Annotated in this window: 21 protein-coding genes; 17 read left to right on the top strand and 4 right to left on the bottom strand. The window is 64.4% G+C overall.

Annotation, left to right across the window (positions count from 1 at the left end; all coding sequences use genetic code 11):
• Nucleotides 1-16: 16 nt before the first annotated feature.
• The 15 genes from mraY (at nucleotide 17) to FJ527_RS06365 (ending at nucleotide 19,626) form a co-directional block, all read left to right on the top strand.
• Entirely contained in the window at nucleotides 17-1,099 is a 1,083-nt protein-coding gene (gene mraY / locus FJ527_RS06435) for a phospho-N-acetylmuramoyl-pentapeptide-transferase (RefSeq protein WP_015317207.1), read from the top strand.
• Nucleotides 1,100-1,107: 8 nt separating this feature from the next.
• Nucleotides 1,108-2,508, top strand: coding sequence for a UDP-N-acetylmuramoyl-L-alanine--D-glutamate ligase (gene murD, locus FJ527_RS06430; protein WP_140660917.1), 1,401 nt, complete (start codon nucleotides 1,108-1,110; stop codon nucleotides 2,506-2,508).
• The gene (ftsW, locus tag FJ527_RS06425) at nucleotides 2,508-3,659 is read left to right on the top strand and encodes a putative lipid II flippase FtsW (protein WP_015317209.1); all 1,152 of its coding nucleotides are present in this window, start codon (nucleotides 2,508-2,510) and stop codon (nucleotides 3,657-3,659) included. The genes murD and ftsW overlap by 1 nt, the downstream gene beginning before the upstream one ends.
• A 1-nt stretch (nucleotide 3,660) precedes the next feature.
• Nucleotides 3,661-4,788, top strand: a complete 1,128-nt coding sequence (murG, locus tag FJ527_RS06420) for an undecaprenyldiphospho-muramoylpentapeptide beta-N-acetylglucosaminyltransferase (RefSeq protein ID WP_140615631.1) — start codon at nucleotides 3,661-3,663, stop codon at nucleotides 4,786-4,788.
• Nucleotides 4,785-6,185 (top strand): UDP-N-acetylmuramate--L-alanine ligase, encoded by a 1,401-nt coding sequence (gene murC, locus FJ527_RS06415; RefSeq protein WP_140726112.1) that lies wholly within the window; start codon nucleotides 4,785-4,787, stop codon nucleotides 6,183-6,185. The genes murG and murC overlap by 4 nt, the downstream gene beginning before the upstream one ends.
• On the top strand, nucleotides 6,182-7,147 hold the full coding sequence (murB, locus tag FJ527_RS06410; protein ID WP_140822254.1) for a UDP-N-acetylmuramate dehydrogenase: 966 nt from the start codon (nucleotides 6,182-6,184) through the stop codon (nucleotides 7,145-7,147). Before murC ends, murB begins: the two co-directional genes overlap by 4 nt.
• 301 nt (nucleotides 7,148-7,448) lie before the next feature.
• Nucleotides 7,449-8,375 carry a D-alanine--D-alanine ligase gene (locus FJ527_RS06405; protein ID WP_140822252.1) on the top strand — a complete coding sequence of 309 codons (927 nt, stop codon included), beginning with the start codon at nucleotides 7,449-7,451 and terminating at the stop codon, nucleotides 8,373-8,375.
• The gene (locus tag FJ527_RS06400) at nucleotides 8,363-9,304 is read left to right on the top strand and encodes a cell division protein FtsQ/DivIB (RefSeq protein ID WP_140822250.1); all 942 of its coding nucleotides are present in this window, start codon (nucleotides 8,363-8,365) and stop codon (nucleotides 9,302-9,304) included. Before FJ527_RS06405 ends, FJ527_RS06400 begins: the two co-directional genes overlap by 13 nt.
• Nucleotides 9,301-10,608 carry a cell division protein FtsA gene (ftsA, locus tag FJ527_RS06395; protein WP_015317215.1) on the top strand — a complete coding sequence of 436 codons (1,308 nt, stop codon included), beginning with the start codon at nucleotides 9,301-9,303 and terminating at the stop codon, nucleotides 10,606-10,608. Before FJ527_RS06400 ends, ftsA begins: the two co-directional genes overlap by 4 nt.
• A 66-nt stretch (nucleotides 10,609-10,674) precedes the next feature.
• Complete coding sequence (ftsZ, locus tag FJ527_RS06390; protein WP_015317216.1) at nucleotides 10,675-12,360, top strand: cell division protein FtsZ; 1,686 nt, start codon at nucleotides 10,675-10,677, stop codon at nucleotides 12,358-12,360.
• Nucleotides 12,361-12,639: 279 nt separating this feature from the next.
• Nucleotides 12,640-13,590, top strand: coding sequence for a UDP-3-O-acyl-N-acetylglucosamine deacetylase (gene lpxC / locus FJ527_RS06385; protein WP_015317217.1), 951 nt, complete (start codon nucleotides 12,640-12,642; stop codon nucleotides 13,588-13,590).
• Nucleotides 13,591-13,852: 262 nt separating this feature from the next.
• Nucleotides 13,853-14,722 carry an outer membrane protein assembly factor BamD gene (locus FJ527_RS06380; protein ID WP_015317218.1) on the top strand — a complete coding sequence of 290 codons (870 nt, stop codon included), beginning with the start codon at nucleotides 13,853-13,855 and terminating at the stop codon, nucleotides 14,720-14,722.
• Nucleotides 14,723-14,906: 184 nt separating this feature from the next.
• Nucleotides 14,907-16,580, top strand: coding sequence for a DNA repair protein RecN (gene recN / locus FJ527_RS06375; RefSeq protein ID WP_140714589.1), 1,674 nt, complete (start codon nucleotides 14,907-14,909; stop codon nucleotides 16,578-16,580).
• 152 nt (nucleotides 16,581-16,732) lie between these two features.
• A complete protein-coding gene (gene ligA, locus FJ527_RS06370; RefSeq protein ID WP_140615643.1) occupies nucleotides 16,733-18,937 on the top strand; it encodes an NAD-dependent DNA ligase LigA in 2,205 nt (734 codons plus the stop codon).
• Entirely contained in the window at nucleotides 18,934-19,626 is a 693-nt protein-coding gene (locus tag FJ527_RS06365) for a TIGR02453 family protein (RefSeq protein ID WP_246677686.1), read from the top strand. Before ligA ends, FJ527_RS06365 begins: the two co-directional genes overlap by 4 nt.
• 26 nt (nucleotides 19,627-19,652) lie before the next feature.
• Here FJ527_RS06365 and FJ527_RS06360 read toward each other — a convergent pair whose 3' ends face one another.
• Nucleotides 19,653-20,411, bottom strand: a complete 759-nt coding sequence (locus FJ527_RS06360) for an SDR family oxidoreductase (protein ID WP_140615645.1) — start codon at nucleotides 20,409-20,411, stop codon at nucleotides 19,653-19,655.
• A gap of 161 nt (nucleotides 20,412-20,572) precedes the next feature.
• Here FJ527_RS06360 and FJ527_RS06355 point away from each other — a divergent pair, with 161 nt between their 5' ends.
• A complete protein-coding gene (locus FJ527_RS06355; RefSeq protein ID WP_140726132.1) occupies nucleotides 20,573-21,301 on the top strand; it encodes an AzlC family ABC transporter permease in 729 nt (242 codons plus the stop codon).
• Complete coding sequence (locus FJ527_RS06350) at nucleotides 21,298-21,594, top strand: AzlD family protein (RefSeq protein WP_140822248.1); 297 nt, start codon at nucleotides 21,298-21,300, stop codon at nucleotides 21,592-21,594. The genes FJ527_RS06355 and FJ527_RS06350 overlap by 4 nt, the downstream gene beginning before the upstream one ends.
• A 139-nt stretch (nucleotides 21,595-21,733) precedes the next feature.
• Here FJ527_RS06350 and FJ527_RS06345 read toward each other — a convergent pair whose 3' ends face one another.
• From FJ527_RS06345 to FJ527_RS06335, 3 genes are all read right to left on the bottom strand, one after another.
• Complete coding sequence (locus tag FJ527_RS06345; RefSeq protein WP_140822246.1) at nucleotides 21,734-23,578, bottom strand: aminopeptidase P family protein; 1,845 nt, start codon at nucleotides 23,576-23,578, stop codon at nucleotides 21,734-21,736.
• A 211-nt stretch (nucleotides 23,579-23,789) separates the two neighbouring features.
• Nucleotides 23,790-24,662, bottom strand: coding sequence for a 50S ribosomal protein L11 methyltransferase (locus FJ527_RS06340; protein ID WP_140822244.1), 873 nt, complete (start codon nucleotides 24,660-24,662; stop codon nucleotides 23,790-23,792).
• Between the two features lie 11 nt (nucleotides 24,663-24,673).
• Nucleotides 24,674-25,252, bottom strand: coding sequence for an SCO family protein (locus FJ527_RS06335; RefSeq protein ID WP_140615653.1), 579 nt, complete (start codon nucleotides 25,250-25,252; stop codon nucleotides 24,674-24,676).
• Between the last annotated feature and the right edge of the window lie 6 nt (nucleotides 25,253-25,258).

Genomic DNA, 25,258 nt, shown 5'->3' with positions numbered 1-25,258 from the left:
TCGGGGACGAAAGCGCATGTTCACACTGCTGGTCGATTTCGCGGACAAGGTCTCTGTCTTCAATGTCTTCCGCTACATCACGTTCCGCACCGGCGGGGCGCTGATCACCTCCGCCCTGATCGTCTTCATCTTCGGGCCGACCATCATCAATTCGCTGCGGCTCAGGCAAGGCAAGGGCCAACCGATCCGCGCCGACGGGCCGCAGACCCATTTCAAAAAGGCAGGTACGCCGACCATGGGCGGACTGATGATCCTGTCCGGCATCATCGGCTCGTCGCTTTTATGGGCGAACCTGTCCAGCATCTATGTCTGGGTGGTGCTGTTGGTGACACTCGGCTTCGGCTCGATCGGCTTTTACGACGACTATCTGAAGGTGACGAAGCAGTCGCATCTCGGCTTCTCCGGCAAGGCGCGGCTTGCGCTGGAATTCGTTATCGCCGGCATCGCCGCCTGGGCGATCATGCACAATGGCCAGGCGCCGTTCTCGTCGTCGCTGACATTCCCCTTCGCCAAGGAATTCATCATCAACCTCGGCTGGTTCTTCATTCCGTTCTCCTGCTTCGTCATCGTCGGCGCCGGCAATGCGGTGAACCTGACCGATGGCCTCGACGGCCTGGCGATCGTGCCGATCATGATCGCGGCGGCGTCCTTCGGCGTCATCGCCTATCTCTCGGGCAACGCGGTTTTCGCCGAATATCTGCAGATCCATTTCGTGCCTGGCACTGGTGAACTGGCGGTCGTGCTTGGCGCGGTCATCGGCGCCGGCCTAGGCTTCCTGTGGTTCAACGCGCCGCCCGCGGCGATATTCATGGGCGACACCGGATCGCTGGCCATGGGCGGCCTGATCGGCACGGTCGCGGTCGCCACCAAGCACGAGATCGTGCTCGTCATCGTCGGCGGCCTGTTCGTGGTCGAGATTCTCTCGGTCATCATCCAGGTCGGCTACTTCAAGATGACCGGCAAGCGCGTGTTCCTGATGGCGCCGATCCACCATCATTTCGAAAAGCTCGGCTGGACCGAAAGCCAGGTGGTGATCCGCTTCTGGATCATCGCCGTCATCCTGGCGCTGGTCGGTCTTTCCACCCTCAAGCTCAGATAGGCCGCCACTTGATCCCCGCCGCATCCTTCGCAGGCAAGCGTGTATCGCTCTTCGGGCTCGGCGGCTCGGGGATCGCCACGGCGCGCGCGCTGATCGAGGGCGGCGCCGAGGTGCTGGCCTGGGACGACAATCCCGGCAGCGTCGCCAAGGCGGCCGCCACCGGCATCGCCACCGGCGATCTGCGTGGCGCCGACTGGGCCGGTTTTTCCGCCTTCGTGCTGTCACCCGGCGTGCCGCTGACCCATCCCAAGCCGCACTGGACCGTGGAGTTGGCGCGCGGGGCCGGCGTCGAGGTCATCGGCGATATCGAGCTGTTCTGCAGGGAACGGACGCAGCGTGCGCCGGATGCTCCCTTCATCGCCATCACCGGCACCAACGGCAAGTCGACGACGACGGCGCTGACGGCGCATATCCTTCAAGCCTCCGGGCGCGACACGCAGATGGGCGGCAATATCGGCCGTGCGGTGATGACGCTCGATCCGCCGAAGCCCGGCCGGCATTATGTAGTCGAATGCTCGTCCTACCAGATCGACCTTGCGCCCTCGATCAATCCGACGGCCGGCATCCTGCTCAATCTGACGCCCGACCATCTCGACCGCCACGGCACCATGCAGCACTACGCTTCGATCAAGGAGCGGCTGGTGGCGGGCAGCGAGACGGCGATCATCGGCATCGACGATTCCTGGTGCGCGCAGATCGCCGATCGGCTGGAGCGGGCAGGGCGGCAGGTCGTCCGCATTTCCAAGCGCCTGCCGCTGACCGACGGCTATTTCGCCGACGGCACCAATCTGATGGAAGCCGTGCACGGCCGCTACAGCCGGGTAGCCTTCCTCGAAGGCATTGGCTCGCTGCGTGGTCAGCACAATGCGCAAAACGCGTTGGCCGCCGTCGCCGCTTGCCTCAAGGTCGGGCTCAACCTTGGCGAGATCCAGTCTGGGCTGGAAAGCTTCCCGGGTCTGGCGCACCGCATGGAGCAGGTTGGCCGCAAGGACCATGTGCTGTTCGTCAACGATTCCAAGGCGACCAATGCCGATGCCGCCGCACCCGCGCTGTCCAGCTTCAATCGCATCTACTGGATCGCCGGCGGCCTGCCCAAGGAAGGCGGCATCGAGCCGCTACGCGGTTTTTTCCCGCGCATCGCCAAGGCTTATCTGATCGGCGAGGCGGCGCCCGCCTTTTCGGCGACGCTCGGCGAGGCCGTGCCCTACGAGATCTCGGGCACGCTGGCGGCAGCGGTGGAGCATGCCGCGCATGACGCGGCCAAGGACGACAGTGGCGAGGCGGTGGTGCTGTTGTCGCCGGCCTGCGCCAGTTTCGACCAGTTCAAGAATTTCGAGGTCCGCGGCGAAGCCTTCAGGCAAGCTGCGAGCGCTATGGATGGCGTCAAACCCATCGGAGGGGCACGATAATGCAGAGCCGTCTCGACAAAAGTCCGGTCGCAACCTGGTGGTGGACCATCGATCGCTGGTTCCTGGCGGCGTTTCTGTCGCTGATGGGGCTCGGCATCGTGTTGTCCTTCGCGGCAAGTCCTGCGGTGGCCGAACGCATCGGCCTCGACAGTTTCCATTTCGCCACCCGGCAGATCATCTTCACCGTGCCTGCGCTCGGCGTGATGCTGGCGGTCTCGTTCCTGGATTCCAGGCAGATCCGGCGCATGTCGCTGATCATGCTGTGCCTGATGCTGGTGCTGATGGTGGCGGTGCTCTATGTCGGCGTCGAGGTGAAGGGCGCGCGCCGCTGGGTGTCGCTTGCCGGCCTGTCCATCCAGCCGTCCGAGTTCCTCAAGCCGGCCTTCGTCATCATGTGCGCGTGGCTGTTCGCCGAGCACAAGCGCCAGCCCGACATTCCGGGCAATCTGTTCGCCATGCTGCTCCTGGTGCTGGTCGTGTCGCTGCTGGTGGCGCAGCCGGACCTCGGCCAAACCATGCTGACCACCGGCACCTGGGGCATCATGTTCTTCATGGCGGGGCTGCCATGGCTTTGGATCATCGTGCTGGGCGCTGCCGGCGTCGGCGGCGTCTTCGCCGCCTATACGGTGTTTCCGCACGTCGCGCTGCGCATCGACAAATTCCTCACCGGCGAAGGCGACACGTTCCAGGTCGACATGGGCCGCGATGCGCTGATCAATGGCGGCTGGTTCGGCGTTGGGCCGGGCGAGGGCACGGTCAAGCGGGTCATCCCCGACAGCCATGCCGACTTCGTCTTCTCGGTCGCGGGCGAAGAATTTGGGCTGATCATGTGTTTCTTCATCATGTCGATCTTCGCCTTCATCGTGCTGCGCGGTCTCAACACGGCGCTCAAGGAGCATGACGACTTCACCCGTTATGCGGTCGGCGGTCTGGTCACCGTGTTCGGCCTGCAGGCCGTCATCAACATGTGCGTCAACCTGCAGCTGGTGCCGGCAAAGGGCATGACGCTGCCCTTCATCTCCTATGGCGGCTCCTCGCAGATCGCCATCGCCATCTCGATGGGGATGGTGCTGGCGCTGACGCGCAAGCGGCCGGAAAAGCGCAAGCAGATGGGCTTTACCCTGCCGCAGCGCGCCATGCCGGCGGAGTGACATGGCCAGAGGCGTTATCCTTCTCGCGGCGGGCGGAACCGGCGGACATCTGTTTCCAGCCGAAGCGCTGGCGCATGAACTCCTCGATCGCGGCTGGGCGGTGCATCTGGCGACCGACACCCGGGCCGAACGGTTTGCCGCCCATTTTCCTGCGGCGGCCGTCCATCCGATCCAGTCGGCGACGTTAGGCTCGAAAAATCCCTTCGCCCTGCTCGGCGCCTTCTGGAAAATCTGGAGCGGCGTGCGTCAGGCCTCCGCCATCATCGGCAGGGTCAAGCCGGAGGCCGTGGTCGGCTTTGGCGGCTATCCGACCTTGCCGCCGCTCTACGCGGCGACGCGGCGCAAGGTGCCGACGCTGATCCACGAGCAGAACGCGGTGATGGGGCGCGCCAACCGGGCGCTGGCCGGCCGTGTCGACGCGATAGCCGGCGGCTTCCTGCCGCAGGATGAAAGCGCGGCCGGCGCCAAGACTGTGACGACCGGCAATCCGGTCCGGCCGGCTGTTCTCGAAGCGGCCAGGACGCCTTACGCGGCTTCAACCGGGGATGAGCCTTTCCGCCTGCTGGTGTTCGGCGGCAGCCAGGGCGCACAGTTCTTTTCCGATGCCATGCCGGGGGCAATCGCGTTGCTTTCCGACGCACAGCGCAAGCGCCTTGTCGTGACCCAACAAGCTCGCGCGGACGACGTGGCGCGGGTGAAGGCGGCCTATGCCGCGCTCGGCGTCACCGTCGAGGTCTCGCCGTTCTTCACCGACATGGCGGCGCGCATAGCGGCGGCGCATCTTGTAATCTCTCGTTCCGGCGCCTCGACCGTGTCGGAAATCGCCGTCATCGGCCGGCCCGCGCTGCTGGTGCCCTATCCCTTCGCGCTCGACCACGACCAGGCGGCCAATGCAGCCGCCCTTGCGGCCGCCGGCGGTGGCGAAGTGCATGTGCAATCCTCGCTTTCGCCCGAGCGTATCGCGGCATTGCTCGGCGCCCTGATAGACCAACCGGAGCGGCTGGCGACGATGGCTGCCGCGGCCAAGTCGGTCGGCAGGCCCGACGCGGCGCGGTTGCTCGCCGACCTCACAGAGGCTATTGCGTCCCGCAAAACAGTATCGGATTTCAGGAAGGGGACGCACCCATGAAGATGCCGCAGACCATCGGCCTCGTGCATTTCATCGGCATTGGCGGCATCGGCATGAGCGGCATCGCGGAGGTGCTGCACAATCTCGGCTACAAGGTGCAGGGCTCCGATCAGGCCGACAGCGCCAATGTGCAGCGGCTGCGCGACAAGGGTATCGAATGCTTCGTCGGCCACAAGCCGGAGAATCTCGGTGACGCCGAGGTCATCGTCGTCTCGACGGCGATCAAGAAGTCGAATCCGGAGCTGAAGGCGGCGCGTGAAAAGCTGTTGCCGATCGTGCGCCGCGCGGAGATGCTGGCCGAACTGATGCGTTTTCGCCAGGCGGTGGCGATCGGCGGCACGCATGGCAAGACCACGACGACCTCGATGGTGGCGACGCTGCTCGAGGCCGGCGGGCTCGACCCGACCGTCATCAATGGCGGCATCATCAATGCCTACGGCACCAACGCCCGCATGGGCGATGGCGAGTGGATGGTGGTCGAAGCCGACGAGAGCGACGGCACCTTCCTCAAGCTGCCGGCCGACATCGCCGTCGTCACCAACATCGATCCCGAGCATCTCGATCATTATGGCAATTTCGACAATGTGCGCGAAGCGTTCCGCCAGTTCGTCGAGAACGTGCCTTTCTATGGCTTCGGAGTGATGTGCACCGATCACCCGGAAGTGCAGGCGCTGGTCGGGCGCATCGAGGACCGGCGCGTCATCACCTATGGCGAGAACGCACAGGCCGATGTGCGCTTCACCAACCATCGCATGGCGGGGGCGACCTCGGAGTTCGACGTGATCATCCGCGACCGCAAGGGGCGCGGCCAGACGGCGATTTCGGGCCTGCGCCTGCCGATGCCCGGCCGCCACAATGTCTCCAACGCGACCGCCGCGATCGCGGTCGCGCACGAACTCGGCCTGTCGGCCGAGGCGATCAAGAAAGGCCTGTCGTCCTTCGCCGGCGTCAAGCGCCGCTTCACCCACACCGGTTCCTGGAACGGTGTCGACGTGTTCGACGATTACGGCCACCACCCGGTCGAAATCTCGGCGGTGCTGAAGGCGGCGCGCAGCGCCACCAACGGGCGTGTCATCGCCATTGCCCAGCCGCACCGCTTCACCCGGTTGCATGATCTGTTCAACGAGTTCTCCGCCTGCTTCAACGATGCCGACACGGTGATGGTCGCCCCGGTCTACGCCGCCGGCGAAGAGCCGATGGACGGCGTGACATCGGACGCGCTGGTGTCGCGTATCCGCGCCGGCGGCCATCGCGACGCCCGCTACATCGAGGGACCGGCCGACATCGCGCCCGTCATCCGCGACATCGCCAAGCCCGGCGACTTTGTCGTCTTTCTCGGCGCCGGCAATATCACTCAGTGGGCCTATGCGCTGCCGAAGGAGCTTGCCGCCCCATGATGAACGGCCAGGCCCTGATCGACAGACTTGGCGGCCGGCTAGCCGGTCTGCGCGGCCGCATCACGCCGAATGCCGAGATGGACAAGATCACCTGGTTCCGGGCTGGCGGCCTTGCCGAGGCGCTGTTCCAGCCTGCGGACGAGGAGGATCTGTCGGCCTTCCTCAGAGCCGTTCCCGAAGAGATACCCCTGACCATCGTTGGCGTCGGTTCGAACCTTCTGGTCCGCGACGGCGGCATTCCGGGTTTCGTTATCAGGCTTTCGGCCAAGGGCTTTGGCGAGGCCGAAGTCGTTTCCCCGATCAGGATCAAGGCAGGTGCCGCCACGCCAGACAAGCGCATGGCGGCGGTGGCGCTCGAGGCCGGCATTGGCGGCTTCCATTTCTATCACGGCATTCCAGGCGCTATCGGCGGCGCGCTCAGGATGAATGCCGGCGCCAACGGCGTCGAGACGCGCGAGCGCGTCGTCGAGGTGCGGGCGCTCGACCGCGCGGGCAACTCCCAAACGCTGAGCAATGCCGAGATGGGCTATGCCTACCGCCATTCGGCGGCGCCCGCCGGGCTGATCTTCACTTCGGCCGTTTTCGAAGGCTTTGCCGAGGACAGGGCGGTGATCAAGGCGGCGATGGATGCGGTGCAGAACCATCGCGAGACCGTGCAGCCGATCCGCGAGAAGACGGGCGGCTCGACCTTCAAGAATCCGGAAGGCACGTCGGCCTGGAAGGAGATCGACAAGGCGGGTTGCCGCGGGCTGATGATCGGCGGTGCGCAGATGTCGCCGATGCACTGCAACTTTATGATCAACACCGGAACGGCGACCGGCTACGACCTCGAATATCTCGGCGAGACGGTGCGCGCGCGGGTGCTCGAGCATTCCGGCATCCGGTTGCAGTGGGAGATCAAGCGCATCGGCAATTTCCGTTCCGGATATGCCGTCCAGGAGTTCCTCGGCCAGCTTCTCTAGCGCCTCTTGAAGTTCATGTGATGCGTGAACTTCAAGGGGATCGAAATGCCGTGAAATCGTTGCTGCAAAGACTCAGCGACACGGTTTTCGCATCTGTTTTCTCAGAAAGTGAATCTCTCGGAATCATAAGTGCTTGCCAGTGAATCAACTCTCTGATTCTCTGCCCTGAAGCGTTTCCTGATTTGAGTCGTTCGACGCGTTTTCAGCGTTTTCCGTCTGGGGGGCAACCTGCCGGGAGACTCAGACTCAATGTTGCGGAAATCTTGTGTTTTTGGTCCGCGGTGAGAGGGGATGACGGGGAATGAAAAGCAAGCATGTGGCCGTATTGCTGGGAGGTTTCTCGTCCGAGCGGCCCGTGTCTCTGTCTTCCGGAAAGGCCTGTGCCGATGCGCTGGAGCAGGAGGGTTACCAGGTCACCCGCGTCGATGTCGGGCGCGATGTCGGCTCGGTGCTTGCCGAGCTCAAGCCTGACGTCGCCTTCAATGCGCTGCATGGGCCTTTTGGCGAGGACGGTACCATCCAGGGCATCCTTGAATATCTCGGCATTCCCTACAGCCATTCCGGCGTGCTCGCCTCGGCGCTTGCCATGAACAAGGAGCAGGCGAAGAAGATCGTCAAATCGGTCGGCGTCCCCGTTGCTGAATCGAAGGTCGCCGATCGGTTCTCCATCCAGAACAAGCATCCGATGAAGCCGCCCTATGTGGTCAAGCCGGTCAGCGAGGGGTCGAGCTTTGGCGTCGTCATCGTGTCGGAGGGGCAATCGCATCCGCCGCAGGTGATCGGGTCGTCCGAATGGAAATATGGCGATACCGTCATGGTCGAGCGCTACATCCATGGGCGCGAGCTGACCTGCGCCGTCATGGGCGATGTGGCGCTTGGCGTCTGCGAGATCATCCCGACGGGCCATTCCTTCTACGACTATGATTCAAAATATGTCGCGGGCGGATCAAAACACGAATGCCCCGCAAAAGTTTCACCGAATATTTACCAAAAAATACAGACACTGGCGCTCAAGGCTCACCAAGCTGTCGGCTGTCGGGGCGTTTCCCGGTCGGACTTCCGTTATGACGATCGTCACTCCGAAAATGGCGAGGTTGTATGGCTCGAGGTCAACACTCAGCCGGGCATGACGCCGACGTCTCTGGTGCCTGAAATTGCCGCCCATGCCGGGCATTCGTTTGGTGAATTGTTGAGTTGGATGGTGGAGGACGCTTCGTGTCTGCGTTGAAATGGGGACAGGGTAAGGTGAGGGGCGCGGCCGGGCCGTCGCTGTTCGGCCTGCCATTGTCGTTGGACCATTTCGTTCTGCCGCGCGTGCTTCGCCGCCCGGTACGCATCCTGACGCGCCTGGGCGATGGTGAATTCCAGGCGCCGCGCTTCTCCGCCGCGATCATGTCGTCGGTACTGCTGGTGTCGAGTGGCGCCTATGGCGCCTACCTCGGCGGTCACGCCGACGGGATCATTCAAAGCATCACAGCCCGCACCGGCTTCGCGGTCGACCAGGTCAAGGTGGTCGGCAACCGCCAGACTTCGGAGATCGACATTCTCGACAGGCTGGAACTCGATGGCTGGACGTCGCTGATCGGCTTCGACGCCGAGGCCGCGCGGGAGCGTATCGCCACCTTGCCCTGGATCCAGGTTGCGGCGGTGCGCAAGGTCTATCCGCACACGCTGGAAGTGCGCGTCGAGGAGCGTGCGGCTTTCGCGCTCTGGCAGCAGGGCAACGACCTCTCCGTCATCGAGAAGGATGGCGCCGTCATCGCGCCGTTCTCGGGCGGCAAGCAGGTGCTCCTGCCGCTGTTGATCGGCACCGGCGCGCCCGCCAAGGCGCCCGATTTCCTGGCCAGGATCGAACACTATCCCGACCTCGCCGGCCGCATCAAAGGCTATGTCCGCGTCGGCGAACGGCGCTGGGACCTGAAGCTGGACAACGGCATCACCATCAAATTGCCCGAGGATGACGAGGACCAGGCGCTCGCCGAACTCGTCAAGATGGATCATGACAAGGGGCTGTTGTCGCGCGACATCGCCGCCGTCGACATGCGCCTGACAGACCGGCTGGTCGTGGAGCTGACGCCGCAGGCGGCGACGCAGCGCGAAGCCGCGCTCAACGAGAAGCCGAAAACCCTCAAGCGCAAGCCGGAGACGAAGATATGAGCTGGCTTGGCGGTTCTGGCGATGCCTCGTCGCGCCGGTCGGGCACCCTGACGGTGCTGGATGTCGGCTCGAACAAGGTCTGCTGCATGGTGGCCAAGCTGAAGCCGAACGATGACGGCAAGCTCCTGCGCGGCCGCTCGCATCGCATCCAGGTCATCGGCATCGGCCACCAGAAATCGCAAGGCGTGAAGTCCGGCGTCATCGTCGATCTCGACCGGGCCGAGCATGCCATTCGCCTCTCCGTCGACGCCGCCGAACGCATGGCCGGGCTGACGGTCGATTCGCTGATCGTCAACATGACCGCCGGCCGGCTGAAGAGCGAAAGCTTCTCGGCGACCATCAATCTTGGCGGCCACGAGGCCGACGAAGCCGACATCAAGCGCGTGCTCGGCGCCGGTGCCAAGCAGGCGCTGAAGGCCGAGCGCGAGGTGGTCCATTCGCTGCCCGTCGGCTTCTCGCTCGATGCCGAGCGTGGCGTGCGCGATCCGCGTGGCATGGTGGGCGACACGCTTGGCGTCGACATGCATGTGCTGACGGGCGATGCGGCGCCGATGCGCAATCTGGAGCTCTCCATCAACCGCTCGCATTTGTCGGTCGAGCGCATGGTGGCGACGCCCTATGCCAGCGGGCTGGCGGCACTGGTCGACGACGAGCTGGAACTCGGAGCCGCCTGCATCGACATGGGCGGCGGCACGACGACGATCTCGGTGTTTTCGGAAGGCAAGTTCGTCCATGGCGACGCCATCGCCATCGGCGGCAACCATGTGACGCTCGACATGGCCAAGGGACTTTCGACCTCGCTCGACGCCGCCGAACGGCTGAAGGTGATGCACGGCTCGGCGCTGCCGGGCAGCGCTGACGACCGCGACCTGGTCTCGATCCAGCCGATCGGCGACGATGGCGACGTGCCGCTGCAGATCCCGCGTTCGGTGATGACGCGCATCGTGCGCGCCCGCATCGACGAGACGCTCGAACTCCTGCGCGACCGGTTGAACAAGTCCGGTTACGGCAATGCGGTCGGCAAGCGCGTCGTGCTCACCGGCGGCGCCAGCCAGCTGGCCGGCCTGCCGGAAGCGGCGCGCCGCATCCTGGGGCGCAATGTACGCATCGGTCGCCCGCTCGGCGTGGCGGGCCTGCCCGAAGCGGCGAAAGGCCCGGCTTTCTCGGCCGCGGTCGGGCTTCTGATCTATCCGCAGATGGCGAGCTTCGAGAGCCATCCGGCGAAAGGCATTTCCGGTCTCAGAATGACCGGAACGGGTGGAAAACTGCATCGCATGAGTCAGTGGTTGAGAGACAGTTTCTAATTGACGGGGACAGCCCCATAGGCGGCCGCGGCGGCGAAGCGGCGTGAAAGGCAAAGGACGGAGACAATGACCATCAATCTGCAGAAGCCGGACATCACCGAGCTTAAGCCGCGCATCACCGTGTTCGGTGTAGGCGGCGGCGGCGGCAATGCCGTGAACAACATGATCACCGCCGGACTGCGCGGTGTCGAGTTCGTCGTGGCCAACACCGACGCGCAGGCGCTGACCATGTCGAAGGCCTCTCGGCTGATCCAGCTTGGCGCGCATGTCACCGAGGGGCTCGGTGCCGGATCGCAGCCGGAAGTCGGCCGCGCGGCGGCGGAAGAGTGCATCGACGAGATTCTCGACCATCTCACCAACACCCATATGTGCTTCGTCACCGCCGGCATGGGCGGCGGCACCGGTACGGGTGCTGCTCCGGTTGTTGCCCGCGCAGCGCGCGAGAAGGGCATTCTCACTGTCGGCGTCGTCACCAAGCCGTTCCACTTCGAAGGCCAGCGCCGCATGAAGACGGCCGACTTCGGCATCGAGGAGCTGCAGAAATGCGTCGACACCTTGATCGTCATCCCCAACCAGAACCTGTTCCGGCTGGCCAATGACAAGACCACCTTCGCCGACGCCTTCGCGATGGCGGACCAGGTGCTCTACTCCGGTGTGGCCTGCATCACCGACCTGATGGTCAAGGAAGGCCTGATCAACCTCGACTTCGCCGACGTGCGTTCGGTGATGCGCGAGATGGGCAAGGCGATGATGGGCACCGGCGAGGCTTCGGGCGAGGGCCGCGCGATGGCGGCGGCGGAAGCCGCGATCGCCAACCCGCTGCTCGACGAGACCTCGATGAAGGGCGCCAAGGGCTTGCTGATCTCGATCACCGGCGGCCGCGACCTGACCCTGTTCGAAGTCGACGAAGCGGCGACCCGCATCCGCGAGGAAGTCGACCAGGACGCCAACATCATCCTGGGCGCCACGTTCGACGAGGAACTCGAAGGCGTCATCCGCGTCTCGGTGGTAGCCACCGGCATCGACAAGTCGGCGGCCGAAATCGCCGCCGCCCCGATCTCGATCCGGACCGCACCGCCGAAGCAGGCTGCCCGGCCGGCCGTCGCCCCTGTGGAAAGCCGCCCGGCGCCGGTCCAGCAGACGGTGTATGAGCCGCGCGCCGCCGATCCGGTCGCCGAGGCCATCCAGTTGGCCGAAGCCAATGCCGCGGCCATGGCGCAGGCTCGTCCGGCTCCTGTCGCCCATGCGGACGATTTCCGCCCGCAGAGCAAGATCTTCCAGGCGCCGCCCGCACAACCGCAGCCTATGGTGCAGCCGGTCGTCCAGCAGATGATGCAGCCGGCTCCGCAGCCACGCGAAATGCTGCGTGAAGTCCAGCAGCCGGTGGCGATGGCGCCGCAGCGCATGCCGCGCGTCGAGGACTTTCCGCCGGTCGTCAAGGCCGAGGTCGACGCCAAGAGCCGCCCGGCCGACCACGAGAACAGCGGCCCGATGGGCCTCCTGAAGCGCCTGACCAATGGCCTGACCCGCCGCGAGGAGGAGCCCGCACGGCTGCAGCCGGCGCAGCCGCGCGAGCCCAAGCTGCGCCAGGCCGCACCGGAAGTGCGCCGCCTCGCCAGCCAGGACGCCCAGCTTTACGCGCCGCGGCGCGGCCAGTTGGATGATCAGGGCCGCCTGACGCCGCAGACCAGGGCGACTCAGGACGACGATCAGCTGGAGATTCCGGCGTTCCTGCGCCGCCAGGCCAACTGATCGGTTAACGGACTGTAACAATTGTTAACAGGCAGGCAAGAAATTGCTTGCCTGTTAACGTTTAAAATGCCGCGTAATCAAAGGGTTATGACGTCGTACATGTTCCAGTTCGCGGTTACAAAGAGTAAGAAACCGTGATTTGGACTCTCCCTGCCGGGACACTATCTTCGCTGCCTACCATAGTCGGTTTGCCGGGATTCGGGGGAAGTCGCCCTGCCTGCCGATTTTACAAGAGCCGCGCCCTCGGGCTGGAGAAGCGGACCTAGGCATTACGGGCTCATGGGGATTGTCTTGCACGACCACCAGACGACAGTGAAGACGCGCGCGTCGCTTACAGGCACCGGCGTTCACAGCGGCAAAGAAGTTTCCATCAGTTTCCTGCCCGCGGATGCCGATACCGGCATCGTGTTCGCGCTCCTCAATGGAGACGGGCAGGGCCGTGAGTTCCGCGCCCTGTTTTCCGAAATCGGCGCCACCGACCTGTGCACCATGCTTGGCGATCCCTCGGGCGAGCACATCGCCACGGTCGAGCACATCATGGCCGCCCTGTTCGGGCTCGGCATCGACAATGTCATCATCGAGATCGACGGGTACGAGGTTCCAATCCTCGACGGCAGCGCCATGGCGTTCGTCGAAGCCATCGACCAGGCCGGCATCGAGACGCTGGCCGTCAAGCGGCGCTATATCAGGGTGGTCAAGCCGGTCCGCATCGAGAACGGCGCCTCCTGGGCGGAGTTCAGGCCCTATGACGGCACCCGTTTCGAGGTCGAGATCGATTTCGAAAGCCCGGCGATCGGCCGTCAGCTCTTCGCATCGGACATCAACGCCGATATTTTCCGCCGCGACATCGCGCGGGCCCGCACCTTCGGCTTCATGAAGGACGTCGAGCGGCTGTGGGCCGCCGGCTATGCTCTGGGATCCTCGCTGGAAAATTCCCTGGTGATCGGTGACGACAACCGCGTCATCAATATGGGCGGCCTGCGCTATCCCAATGAGTTCGTGCGCCACAAGACGCTCGACGCCATGGGCGACCTGGCGCTGGCCGGCGCGCGCTTCATCGGTTGTTTCCGCTCCTATCGCGGCGGCCATCGGCTGAACGCCGCCGCACTGCGGCGCCTGCTGTCGGACCGCACCGCCTTCGAGATCGTCGAGACGACACGCCGTGAGCGTGGTCGCGCCGCCGAGATGAACGCCGTCAATGCGCCTCTCTATGCGCCCTGGATGATCTGATTTTCTTAATCTTTTTCGGATTCCATGGCGGTATGGGTGTTGCATGAATGCATCATCCATCGGCGAAATTGCGTAGATTTTCACGCCACGGTCCGCCGCCACAAAAATGCGCGATTGGCTGGACATAGCGTTGCCGGGCAAGGCGGTTATGGTTTATGGCTGCTGCCGTCGATTAGTGCATGTCGCTCAAAGGTGGGGACCAGTTTTGGGACAACTGCATGCAACGAGCATTAAAATAACGCCGAAAGGGCGCAATCCAATCATGTTCTTCAAGCGAGTCGGTCAATCGAAAGCGCCGCAGCGGTCTGTTTTCCTGGCGCTTTCGGTGGTTGTTCCATCGCTCTTTCTGGCGGCTTGCATGTCGTCGGAAAAAGACATCGACCTGTCGACCTATGTCGACCAGACCGAACCGGCCGACGTTCTCTACAATCAGGGCCTGGCCAATCTGAACGCCGGCCGCCTGGATGAGGCAAGCAAGAAATTCGACGCGGTCGATCGCCAGCACCCCTATTCGGAATGGGCCCGCAAATCGATGGTGATGGGCGCGTTCGCCGACTATCGAAAGGGCAGCTACGACGATGCGATCCAGTCGGCGAAGCGGTACCTGGCTCTCTATCCGTCCACGGATGACGCGGCCTATGCCCAGTATATCATTGGTCTGAGCTACTATCGCCAGATCAAGGATGTGACGCAGGACCAGAAGGAAGCACGCCAGACCCTGCAGACGATGCAGGACCTGGTGACGCGCTGGCCGACGTCGGAATATGTCGACGATGCCAAGGAAAAGATCCGCTTCGCCAACGACCAGCTCGCGGGCAAGGAAATGCAGATCGGCCGCTATTATCTGGAGCGCCGCGAGTACATCGCCGCCGTCAAACGCTTCCGCACCGTGGTCGAAAACTATTCCAACACCCGCCATGTCGAGGAAGCGCTCGCGCGCCTTACCGAAAGCTATTACGCGTTGGGCTTGACCTCGGAGGCCCAGACGGCGGCCGCGGTGCTCGGTACCAACTATCCCGACAGTTCGTGGTACAAGGATTCCTACAAGCTGCTGCAGAGCAACGGGTTGGCGCCGCGTGAAAATGCCGGGTCGTGGATATCCAAGGCCGGGAAGCTGATCACCGGCGCCTGACCGCGGAGCCTCCGAGCGAAGCGCGCAGCGCGCTTTTTCGGATTGATCCGAAGCTCAAACAAAAAGATAGTGCGGCGCTGCGACTCCAACTGTCGGGTGCCGCTTTATCCTTTTGTTTTTCGTGCCTGTCGTTATCCCGAAACCGGGTCCACTTTTGGGCGGCATGCAATAGGTCCGGTTTCTCATGCTTTCCAGACTGTCGATCCGCGATATCGTCCTGATCGAAAAGCTGGACATCGACTTCCAGCCGGGCCTTTCCGTGCTGACCGGCGAAACCGGCGCCGGCAAGTCCATCCTGCTCGATGCCTTGTCGCTGGCGCTCGGCGCGCGCGGCGATGCCTCGCTGGTGCGCCACGGCGCGTCCCAGGGCCAGGTCATTGCCGTGTTCGATGTTCCGCGCAACCATCCGGTGCGCGCGCTGCTCGCCGAAAACGCCATCGAGGATGATGGCGACGTCATCCTGCGGCGCGTGCAGACGGCGGATGGCCGGACCCGTGTGTTCGTCAACGACCAGCCGTCCTCCGTGACGCTGATGCGCGATGTCGGCCGCGCCCTGGTCGAGATTCACGGCCAGCATGACGAGCGCGCCTTGGTCGATCCCGGCGCGCATCGCGATGTGCTCGATGCTTTCGGCGGCCATCTCGGCGCCGTCCGCTCGACCGGCGAGGCATGGCGGCACTGGCGCGCCGCCCAGCAGGAGCTGACGCGCCATCGCGCCAAGGTGGAAGCCGCCGCGCGCGAAGCCGACTATCTGCGCGCCGCGGTTGCCGAACTGACCAAGCTCGATCCGCAGCCGGGCGAAGAAACCGAACTTGCCGAGCTGCGTGCCCACATGATGCGCGCCGAGAAGATCGCTTCCGAAATTCACGACGCGCAGGATGTGCTGTCGGGCCCGTCCTCGCCCTTGCCGCAACTGGCCAGCCTGCTGAGACGGCTGCAGCGCAAGGCGACGGAGGCGCCCGGCCTGCTCGAGGACGTGGTGAAGTCGCTGGACGAAGCCATGCTGTCTCTCGACGCGGCGCAGTCGGGCGTCGAGGCCGCGCTTCGTGCCACGGAGTATGATCCGCAGCGGCTGGAGAAAGCCGAGGAACGTCTGTTTTCGCTGCGCGCGGCGTCACGCAAGCACAGCGTCGCCGTCGACGACCTGGCGCAGCTGCGCGACACGATGGTTGCCGATCTCGCCGATCTCGACGCCGGCGAAGAACGCCTGCACGGCTTGGAAAAGCAGGCGGCCGCCGCGCGCGAAGCCTATGACATCGCCGCCGCACAGCTGTCCTCGCTTCGTCATGCCGCGGCGGTCGGTCTGACCAAGGCGGTGATGGCCGAACTGCCGGCGCTGAAGCTCGAACGCGCGGCCTTTATCGTCGAGATGAAGAGCGAGGCCGAGGCGCGCATGGAAGAGGGCATCGACCAGATCGAGTTCTGGGTGCGCACCAATCCTGGCACGCGGCCCGGGCCGATGATGAAGGTTGCCTCCGGCGGCGAGCTTTCGCGCTTTCTCCTGGCGTTAAAGGTGGCGCTGGCCGACCGTGGCTCGGCGCCGACATTGGTTTTCGACGAAATCGACACCGGGGTGGGCGGCGCTGTCGCCGACGCCATCGGCCAGCGGCTGGCGCGGCTGTCGAAGCGCGTCCAGGTGCTTTCCGTCACCCATGCGCCGCAAGTGGCGGCGCGCGCGGCAACACATTTCCTGATCTCCAAATCGGGCAGCACCGACCGTGTCGCGACCGGAATTGCCGAGATGGACAGGACGGCGCGGCAGGAGGAGATCGCCCGCATGCTGGCTGGCGCCACGATCACCGACGAGGCGCGCGCCGCCGCCGAGCGGCTGCTGCGCGAGAATACAAACGCGGCATGAGACGATCCGGCGTCATGAGACGATCAGGCGTCATGGGGCGAGTCAGGATATGGCTCCATCCTGCTGTTCAGGAATGATCTTTTCCGAAAACCGGTTCCCACCTTTCAAGATCATGCTCTATTGTGGCGCGCCACCGTTCAGGGACAAAAAGCATGGCCGAAAAACCTGTCGATTCGCTCAGCGAAAGCGAGGCTGAAGCCGAACTCCAGCGCCTTGCCGAGGAGATCGCCGGTCACGACCGGCGCTACCATGCCGAGGACGCGCCCACGATCACGGACGCCGAGTATGACGCGCTGCGGCGGCGCAATCTTGCCATCGAGGAGCGCTTTCCCGGGCTGGTGCGTGAGGATTCGCCCTCGCTCAGGGTGGGTGCCGCCCCGGCGGAAGGCTTCACCAAGGTGCGCCATGCCGTGCCGATGCTCAGCCTCGCCAAGGCCTATACCGACGCCGACGTCACCGATTTCATCGAGCGCGGCCGGCGCTTCTTCGACCGCGACAAGGACCTCGACATTGCCTTCACCGCCGAACCGAAGATCGACGGGCTGTCGGCTTCGCTGCGTTACGAAAAGGGCGTGTTCGTGCAAGGCGCGACGCGCGGCGACGGCGCTGTCGGCGAGGACATCACCGCCAACCTCAGGACCATCGCCGACATTCCCGCCAAGCTGAAGGGTTCAGGCTGGCCCGAGACCATCGAGATCCGCGGCGAGGTCTATATGACCTATGCCGAATTCGAGGCGCTCAAGGCGCGCTCGGCGGCTGTGGGGGGCCAGGATTACGTCAATCCGCGCAACACGGCGGCCGGGTCGCTGCGCCAGAAGGATCCATCCGTCACCGCCAGCCGCAACCTCAAATTCTTTGCCTACGCGTGGGGTTACACGACGGCGGATCCGGCACCAACGCAGTACGAAGCGGTGCAGAAATTCGCCGATTGGGGCTTCAAGATCAGTCCGCTGATGGTGCGGGCGAAATCGGTCGAGGAACTGGTCGCGCATTATCACCTGATCGAGGAGCAACGCTCGTCGCTCGGCTATGACATAGACGGGGTCGTCTACAAGGTCGACCAGCTGGAGCTGCAGCGCCGCTGGGGTTTCGTCACCGGTGAGCCGCGCTGGGCCGTCGCGCACAAATTCCCGGCCGAACAGGCGATGACGACCGTGCAGAGGATCGACATCCAGGTCGGCCGAACCGGCACGCTGGCGCCGGTCGCGCGGCTTGCGCCGGTGACGGTCGGCGGCGTGGTGGTGGAGAACGTCACGCTGCACAATGAAGATTATATCAAGGGCCTGGACAGCACCGGCCAGCCGATCCGCGACGGCATCGACGTGCGCATCGGCGACACGGTGGTGATCCAGCGGGCAGGGGACGTCATCCCGCAGATCGTCAGCGTCGTCATCGACAAGCGTCCGCCCGATGCCGTGCCGTACGAATTCCCGCACTCTTGCCCGATCTGCGGCTCGCCGGCGACGCGCGAGATCAACGAGAAGACCGGCAAGGAGGATTCGCGCCGCCGCTGCACGGGCGAACTGATCTGCCCGGCGCAGGCCGTGGAGGGGCTGCGCCACTTCGTGTCGCGCGGCGCCCTGGATATCGAAGGCCTGGGCGCGGAGAACATCGACACGTTTTTCAATGCGGGTTTGATCAAGACAGCCGCCGACATCTTCACGCTCAGGGAGCGCCGCCCCGCCGTGACCAAGGCGCTGGCCGAGCGGCGCGAGGAGCAGGCCAGGCAACGCGAGGCCGCATCCGGCAAGACCCGCAAGAATGTGCGCAGCGTCGAGGACCGCAATTACGAAGGCCTCGACAAATTGTTCGCGGCCATCGATTCGCGCCGCGAGCCGGAGCTCGACCGCTTCATCTTCGCGCTCGGCATCCGCCATATAGGCGAGACGACGGCCGCCGTGCTTGCGCGAACATTCTCGACCATCGAGGAGCTGATCCGGGTCGGCAAGGAGACGGCGGCGGCGGAGGATCCGCATTCGGTCTTCCCGTCGATCAACGGCATTGGCGATACGGTGATCGATGCGCTGCGCGATTTCTTCGGCAACGAGCGCAATGACGAGGTGCTCGAGAAGTTGCTGCAACAGGTCAAGCCGAAGCCCTATATCGTCACCGTCTCGGCCGACAGCGAAGTTGCCGGCAAGACGATTGTCTTTACCGGTTCGCTGGAAAAGATGACCCGTTCCGAAGCCAAGGCGATGGCCGAACGTCTCGGCGCCAAGGTGGCCGGTTCGGTTTCGGCCAAGACCGATCTTTTGGTGGCGGGACCGGGTGCGGGCTCCAAACTCAAGCTTGCCAGCGAACTCGGCGTCGAGGTCATCGACGAGGACACCTGGCTGCAGCGGGTCGGCAAGTCGTGACCGACGGAACGTTCAAAGGTTTTGGTCCGAAAGCCATGCCGTTCTTCAAGGCGCTGGATTTCCACCAGAGCCGCGAATGGTTTGCGGAGAACCGCGCGCTTTTCGACAGCGATCTGCATGGGCCGATCGGCGATCTGGTCGAGGTCCTTACGGAGCGTTTCGCAACGGCGGGGCTTGGTCTGCGCGGCGACCGCAAGAAATCGCTGTTCCGCATCAATCGCGACGTCCGCTTTGCCAAGGACAAACGTCCCTACAACAGGCATGTTTCGGCCATTCTGTCACCAGACGGCAGCAAGACAGGCCTGGGCGTCTTCTACGTGCATATCGGGCTCGAGCGCTGCTTTGCCGACGTGGCCTGGTGGAACCCTGAGCCGCCGCTCTTGCTGGCGATGCGCAAGGCGATCACCGATCGGCCCGGCGAATTCCGCAAGCTGCTTTCAACGTTGAAGAAAAACGGCCTTGAATTCGAAACCGAAGGCCGCATGAAGCGGGCGCCGCGCGGTTTTGAGCAGATCGCGGACGCCGATCTCGCGGAGGCCGTGCGCAACCGGCATTTCGTCGTCCAGCGTGTCATCGATCCGACCGAAATTCACGCGCCGGCGCTGGTCGACGAGCTTGTCGATTTTACATTGCGCGCCAAGCCGCTGCTCGACTGGGGCAGGGCGATCCAGGGCAAGGTGACCGGTTAGTTTTCCGATCCGTTGGACAGGGCGGGCTACATCCGCATCAGGAGACCCCCATCGACGGCCAGCTCTATTCCGGTGATGTAGCTTGCCGCATCGGAAAGCAGGAAGAGCGCCGCATTGGCCATGTCCTGCGGTGTGCCGATGCGGCCCAGCGGTGTGTAGTCGGCGACGGCGGCGCGCTTCTCCTCGGTGTCCCAACGCGCCTGCAGCGGCGTCAGCGCCATGCCCGGGCAGATGGCGTTGGAGCGGATGCGCTCGCCGGCCAACTGCATGGCGAGCGACTTCGACAGCGCGCAGACGCCGGCCTTCGACGCTTGGTAGGCATCCTGTGGCTTCGGATCGCCGCGATACCACTGGATGGTCGAGAAATGCACCATGGCGCCGCCACGCCCGCCTGCGCGCATTTGCGGAACAACCGCGCGCGCCGTGTGCACGAAGGATTTCAGGTTGATGTTGAAGACCTGGTCCCAGACGTCGAGGTCCATCTCGAGAGCCGACTTGTCGCGGCCGAACCAGAGCACGCCTGCGACATTGGCGAGATAGTCGATACCGCCGCGTTCGCGGCCCGCAGCGCCGATGGTCCGTTCAACAAAGCCGGCGTCGGTGAGGTCGCCCTGGGCGAAGGTCAGCCGGTCGTCATAGGCGGCGAGCGCTGTCGGGCGTGGCTTGACGTCGATGGCGGTGACCGACGCGCCGGCATCGAGCAACGCCAGCGTGATCGCCTCGCCCATGCCGCCACCGGCCCCGGTGACGACTGCGTGCCTGCCGGTGAAATCATAAGCAATCATTAGAATCCCCCTCGTGTATTTCTGCCAAATGCCTGCCGGGCGACAATAGGATATCGCGTGAATCCTAACAGGGATCATTTCCGCTGATCGTTTGGCTCAAGCGAATTCGTGTGACAAGCCGGGCAGTGCTTCCTACATCAGCCCTCTGATCGGGGAGAGACATGTCGGCGCAAGCAATTTCCGAGAACGGCGCGAAAAGCGATTTCTGGCAAGGCGTACGGCTCTCCATGCCGGTCGTGGTGGCGGCGGCGCCATTCGGGCTGCTGTTCGGCGCGATCGCCGTCGACAACGGCTTTTCCGTTTTCGAAGCCTTCCTGATGAGCGCGCTGATCTTCGGCGGCGCCAGCCAGATGGTCGGCATAGAACTGTTCGGCCAGCATGTCGCGCCGTGGCTGATCGTGCTGTCGATCTTCGCCGTCAATTTCCGCCACGTGCTCTATTCCGCCGGCATTGGCCGGCGCATCGCGCACTGGTCCGGGGTGCAGCAGGCGCTCGGTTTCTTCATCCTCACCGATCCGCAATTCGCCGTCGCCGAGGCCAGGGCCCAGTCGGGCCAGACCGTCGGCTTTGCCTGGTATCTGGGACTTGGGCTGCCGGTCTATGTATTCTGGACCATCGAAAGCGCGCTCGGCGCGCTGTTTGGAAAGCTCATTCCCGATCCCCATGCCCTGGGCATCGATTTCCTGCTGCCGATCTATTTCCTTGGCCTGGTGATGGGCTTCCGCAAGCGGCCGCTGTGGCTGCCGGTGGTCGTCGCCAGTGCCTGCGCCTCGATCATCGCCTACAAGACAGTGGGTTCGCCCTGGCACGTTTCGATCGGCGCCATCGCCGGTGTGTTGCTCGCCGTCGTCCTGCCGCCGCATCACAGCGGTGTGGAGACAAGGCCATGAGCACGACCTTCTGGATCATCATCGCCGGCGCCATCGCCACCTATCTCACCCGTATTGGCGGGCATCTGGTCATCTCGCGTTTCGATCACATCCATCCGCGGGTCGAGGCCGGGCTCAACGCCGTGCCTGCGGCGGTGCTGACGACGCTGGTGGCGCCGGCGGCGCTCGGCGCAGGCCCGGCGGAGTGGGCAGCGCTGGTCGTCTCCGCGCTGGTGGCGCTGCGTGGCGGGCTGATGGTGATGTTTCTGGCGGGCGCGGCGGTGTTGATCGTAGCGCGGCAGTTCGTCGGGTAGGGCGTATCGATATCCAGGTGATTCCGGCCCGCAGGCGGCCGACACCTGCGCTTCGGGTGCTCCAATCCGGTTCTCCGTATCAACCGTTTTCGAACCGGCCTGGCCTGAACCTCGACACGCCCTTCAGCGCTTCAGAAAATCAAATCTTCGCGTCGTGCGGCAGCGGCGCCGTCGCCTTTTCCAGCCAGGCCAGCGTTTCGCCGTCGAGCATCGGACCGATCTCGGCCAGCACGCGGGCGTGGTAAGAGTCGAGCCAGTGCAATTCGTCTCGCGTCAGCAGATCCGATCGCACCAGCCTGACGTCGATCGGGGCCAGCGTCAGCGTCTCGAAACCGTGCATGGCGATGTCGCCGCCCTCGATCTGTTCGGCCGGCGTCACCAGGATGAGGTTCTCGATGCGGATGCCGTAGGCGCCTTCCTTGTAGTAGCCGGGCTCGTTCGACAGCATCATGCCTTCGAGCAGCTTTTCGGTGCCGGTGCGGGCGATGCGCTGCGGACCCTCATGGACGGCCAGGTATGAGCCGACACCGTGGCCGGTGCCATGGGCGAAGTCGCAGCCATGCCTCCACAGCGCCATGCGGGCGACGGCGTCGATCTCCGAGCCGCGCGTGCCGGCGGGGAAGCGCAGCGTGGAAATGCCGATCATGCCTTTCAGCACCAGCGTGAAGCGCTCGCGCATCTCTTCGGTCGGCTGGCCGATCGGCACGGTGCGGGTGATGTCTGTCGTGCCGTCCTGGTATTGCGCGCCGGAATCGAGCAGGAACAGCTCACCGGCCTGGAGCTTGCGGCTGGTGGCGCGCGAGACGCGGTAATGCATGATGGCGCCGTTCGGGCCGGCGCCCGAAATGGTGTCGAAAGAGACGTCGCGCAGCGGCATCTGCGTTTCCTCGCCGGTCTGCCGGCGGGTTTCTTCGAGCCTGGTGACAACCGCGATTTCGTCGAGTGAGCCGGGTTTCTGGCGCTCCAGCCAGCACAACAGCTTGGCCACCGCCGCGCCGTCGCGGCGATGCGCGGCGCGCGAGCCGTTGATCTCGGCCTGGTTCTTGGTGGCGCGCGGAATGCGGGCAGGGTCGGGCGCGGCAATCACCGTGCCGCCATTGTCCTCGACCAGCATGCGCAGCCGGTCGGCGGCCAGCACCGGATCGAGCGCGATTTTCGCGCCGCTTTTCGCAAGTGCGGCGATCGCCGCTTCGAATTCGCCGGGCTCATGCGGATCGGCGAGCTGGGTGAGGTAGGCCGCCACCTGGCGCGAGAACTTGCGCCGATCCATGAAAAGCTGGTGCGACCCATCGGCGGCGAGTATGGCGAAGCCGAGCGCCAGCGGCGTGTGCGGCACGTCACCGCCACGGATGTTGAAGGCCCAGGCGATGGATGATGGGTCGGTCAGCACCGCATGGGTGGCGCCGTCCTTGCCGATCGCCGTCGCCAGCCGCGCCAGCTTGTCCTTGGCGAGTTCGCCGGCAAAGCCGATCGGATGAAGCTCGATCGGGGTCACGGGTGCGGCGGGCTGATCCTTCCAGATGATGTCGATCGGGTTCCTGTCGAGCGGCACCAGCACCGCGCCGGTCTTGTCGGCGGAGGCCTGCAGCGCCTTGACCTCGCCGATGGTGTGCAGCCAGGGATCGAAGCCCAGCCGCGCCCCCTTGCCGATGTTGTCCTTGAGCCAGACGGCGGGCGGATTGTCGACCAGGCTTTCGATCGAAAAGATGCCGAGATCGACCTCATTGCGCACCTGCAGCGTGTAGCGCCCGTCGACAAAGACGAAGGCACGGTCGCGCAGCACGATGGCGACGCCGGCCGAGCCGCTGAAGCCGGTCAGCCATTTCAGCCGTGCCGACCGATCGGCGACGTATTCGCCCTGGTGCTCGTCAGCGCGCGGAACGACGAAGCCGTCGAGGCCGTTCGCGGTCAGCCACTGGCGCAGCAATGCCACGCGCGGCTTGCCGACCGCCGGGTCGCCCGCGGAATCGAAGCTCTGGAACATGATGGGCCTCCTGATATCAGCGCGACCGTAACCTATGGGCCTGGAAAGCGGAATCGATTTCCGGCTGGTGCAAACTGCTACAGCGTCCGCCGGGTGACAACCAAATGAGGCTGGTCCAGCCATGGATGAAGGGGCGGCGGCATTCTCTTGCCGACACGCATCGAAGTCCAGCAACCGGGACCGTTGAGGGCCGGCAACCGCCTTGCCGGCCTCAATGCTTGAGATGGATCGTCACCCAGCCTTCGCGGTGCAACGTACTGACATGGCGGAAATTCTGGCCGACATAGGCCGAGATCACAGCGTCGCGCTGGCGGTCGAGAATGCCTGACAGCACGATCGAGCCGCCAAGCGTGACATGCCCTGCCATTTGCGGTGCCAGCCGCATCAGCGGCCGCGCCAATATGTTGGCGACGATGAGGTCGAAGGGCGCGCGCCTGGCAAAGATCGGGTGGTGAAAGCCAGGCGCGGTCACCGTCTCGATCAGGCCTTTGACGTGATTCAGACGCGCATTGGCGGCGGCAACCTTGACCGCGACCGGATCGATGTCGGTGGCCAGCACCGGAATATGTGCCAGCTTGGCGACGGCGATCGCCAGCACCGCACTGCCGGTACCGAGGTCGAGCGCGTTGCGCGGGTGCTCGCGCCGCACGACTTTCTCCAGCATTTCGAGGCAGCCTGCGGTGGTGCCGTGGTGGCCGGTGCCGAAGGCAAGGCCCGCTTCGATCTCGATGGCGAGTTCGCCGCTGTGACGCTTCCTGCTGTCATGCGCGCCGTGGACGAAGAAACGGCCGGCGCGCACCGGCTTCAACCCTTCCAGGGACCGTGCCACCCAGTCGATGTCGGGCAACGCCTCGCGCTCGACCGGTCTCGACAAAGCCAGGCTTGCGAGAACATCCTTCAGCCGCGCCTCGACCGCTTCGACGTCGCCATCGGCGTAGAGCGAGACCTCGTGAATGTCGGCGTCTTCATCGACCTCCAGCACGGCGATCGGCAGGCCCTCATCCTCGAAGGCCGTTTCGAGCGCCGCGAAGATGCGCTCGGCCTCGATCTTTCCGGTGGTGAAATGGAGCCGCGTCTGGGTCATGTGAATTCTTGTCAGCCCTTCGCGGCGAGGCGCTTCAGCTTCTCCACGGCGGTGCTGGCATTCTCGCCATAGGCGATCGTGCCCGCGAAGTCGCCCTTGGCGTTGAGCAGCAGCACCGAGGCGGTGTGGTCCATGGTGTAGTCGCCGTCGCCGGTATCGACCTTCTTCCAATAGATGCCGAACGCCTTGGCCATGGCATGGACCTTGTCCGGATCGCCGGTAATGCCGGTGATGCGGTCGGAGAAATTGCTGACATAGGCGTCCATCACCGGCGGCGTATCGCGCTCCGGATCGACCGAGACGAAATAGGCATGCAGGTTCTTGCCGTCGTCGCCGAGCGTCTTCAGCCAGCCGGAGAGTTCGAACAGCGTGGTCGGGCAAACTTCGGGGCAGTGGGTGAAGCCGAAAAAGACGACGCTGGGCTGGCCCCGGAAAGCGGCTTCGGTGATCGGTGCGCCTTTCTGGTCGACCAGGGTAAAGGGCGCGCCGAACGGTTCGCCGCCATAGTGACCGCGATACCAGTCGAAAGTCAGCCAGCCGATGCCGGCCGCCATCAGAATGAGAATGCCGACCAGGATAGAACGCATCATCAAAAA

The sequence above is a fragment of the Mesorhizobium sp. B2-4-18 genome (genome assembly GCF_006441385.1).
Lineage (GTDB): Bacteria > Pseudomonadota > Alphaproteobacteria > Rhizobiales > Rhizobiaceae > Mesorhizobium > Mesorhizobium australicum.
Note: the sequence above shows the minus strand (reverse complement) of the source record. Positions and strands in the feature narration are given on the sequence as shown.

Excerpts from the sequence above, each read along its gene's own strand:
- ftsZ (WP_015317216.1), top strand. The coding sequence starts at position 10,675 with ATGACCATCAATCTGCAGAAGCCGGACATCACCGAGCTTAAGCCGCGC.
- ftsW (WP_015317209.1), top strand. The coding sequence starts at position 2,508 with ATGCAGAGCCGTCTCGACAAAAGTCCGGTCGCAACCTGGTGGTGGACC.
- murG (WP_140615631.1), top strand. The coding sequence starts at position 3,661 with ATGGCCAGAGGCGTTATCCTTCTCGCGGCGGGCGGAACCGGCGGACAT.
- murC (WP_140726112.1), top strand. The coding sequence starts at position 4,785 with ATGAAGATGCCGCAGACCATCGGCCTCGTGCATTTCATCGGCATTGGC.
- mraY (WP_015317207.1), top strand. The coding sequence starts at position 17 with ATGTTCACACTGCTGGTCGATTTCGCGGACAAGGTCTCTGTCTTCAAT.
- FJ527_RS06335 (WP_140615653.1), bottom strand. The coding sequence starts at position 25,252 with ATGATGCGTTCTATCCTGGTCGGCATTCTCATTCTGATGGCGGCCGGC.
- lpxC (WP_015317217.1), top strand. The coding sequence starts at position 12,640 with ATGGGGATTGTCTTGCACGACCACCAGACGACAGTGAAGACGCGCGCG.
- recN (WP_140714589.1), top strand. The coding sequence starts at position 14,907 with ATGCTTTCCAGACTGTCGATCCGCGATATCGTCCTGATCGAAAAGCTG.
- murB (WP_140822254.1), top strand. The coding sequence starts at position 6,182 with ATGATGAACGGCCAGGCCCTGATCGACAGACTTGGCGGCCGGCTAGCC.
- FJ527_RS06345 (WP_140822246.1), bottom strand. The coding sequence starts at position 23,578 with ATGTTCCAGAGCTTCGATTCCGCGGGCGACCCGGCGGTCGGCAAGCCG.
- FJ527_RS06340 (WP_140822244.1), bottom strand. The coding sequence starts at position 24,662 with ATGACCCAGACGCGGCTCCATTTCACCACCGGAAAGATCGAGGCCGAG.
- FJ527_RS06355 (WP_140726132.1), top strand. The coding sequence starts at position 20,573 with ATGTCGGCGCAAGCAATTTCCGAGAACGGCGCGAAAAGCGATTTCTGG.
- ligA (WP_140615643.1), top strand. The coding sequence starts at position 16,733 with ATGGCCGAAAAACCTGTCGATTCGCTCAGCGAAAGCGAGGCTGAAGCC.
- ftsA (WP_015317215.1), top strand. The coding sequence starts at position 9,301 with ATGAGCTGGCTTGGCGGTTCTGGCGATGCCTCGTCGCGCCGGTCGGGC.
- FJ527_RS06360 (WP_140615645.1), bottom strand. The coding sequence starts at position 20,411 with ATGATTGCTTATGATTTCACCGGCAGGCACGCAGTCGTCACCGGGGCC.
- FJ527_RS06405 (WP_140822252.1), top strand. The coding sequence starts at position 7,449 with ATGAAAAGCAAGCATGTGGCCGTATTGCTGGGAGGTTTCTCGTCCGAG.
- FJ527_RS06380 (WP_015317218.1), top strand. The coding sequence starts at position 13,853 with ATGTTCTTCAAGCGAGTCGGTCAATCGAAAGCGCCGCAGCGGTCTGTT.
- FJ527_RS06350 (WP_140822248.1), top strand. The coding sequence starts at position 21,298 with ATGAGCACGACCTTCTGGATCATCATCGCCGGCGCCATCGCCACCTAT.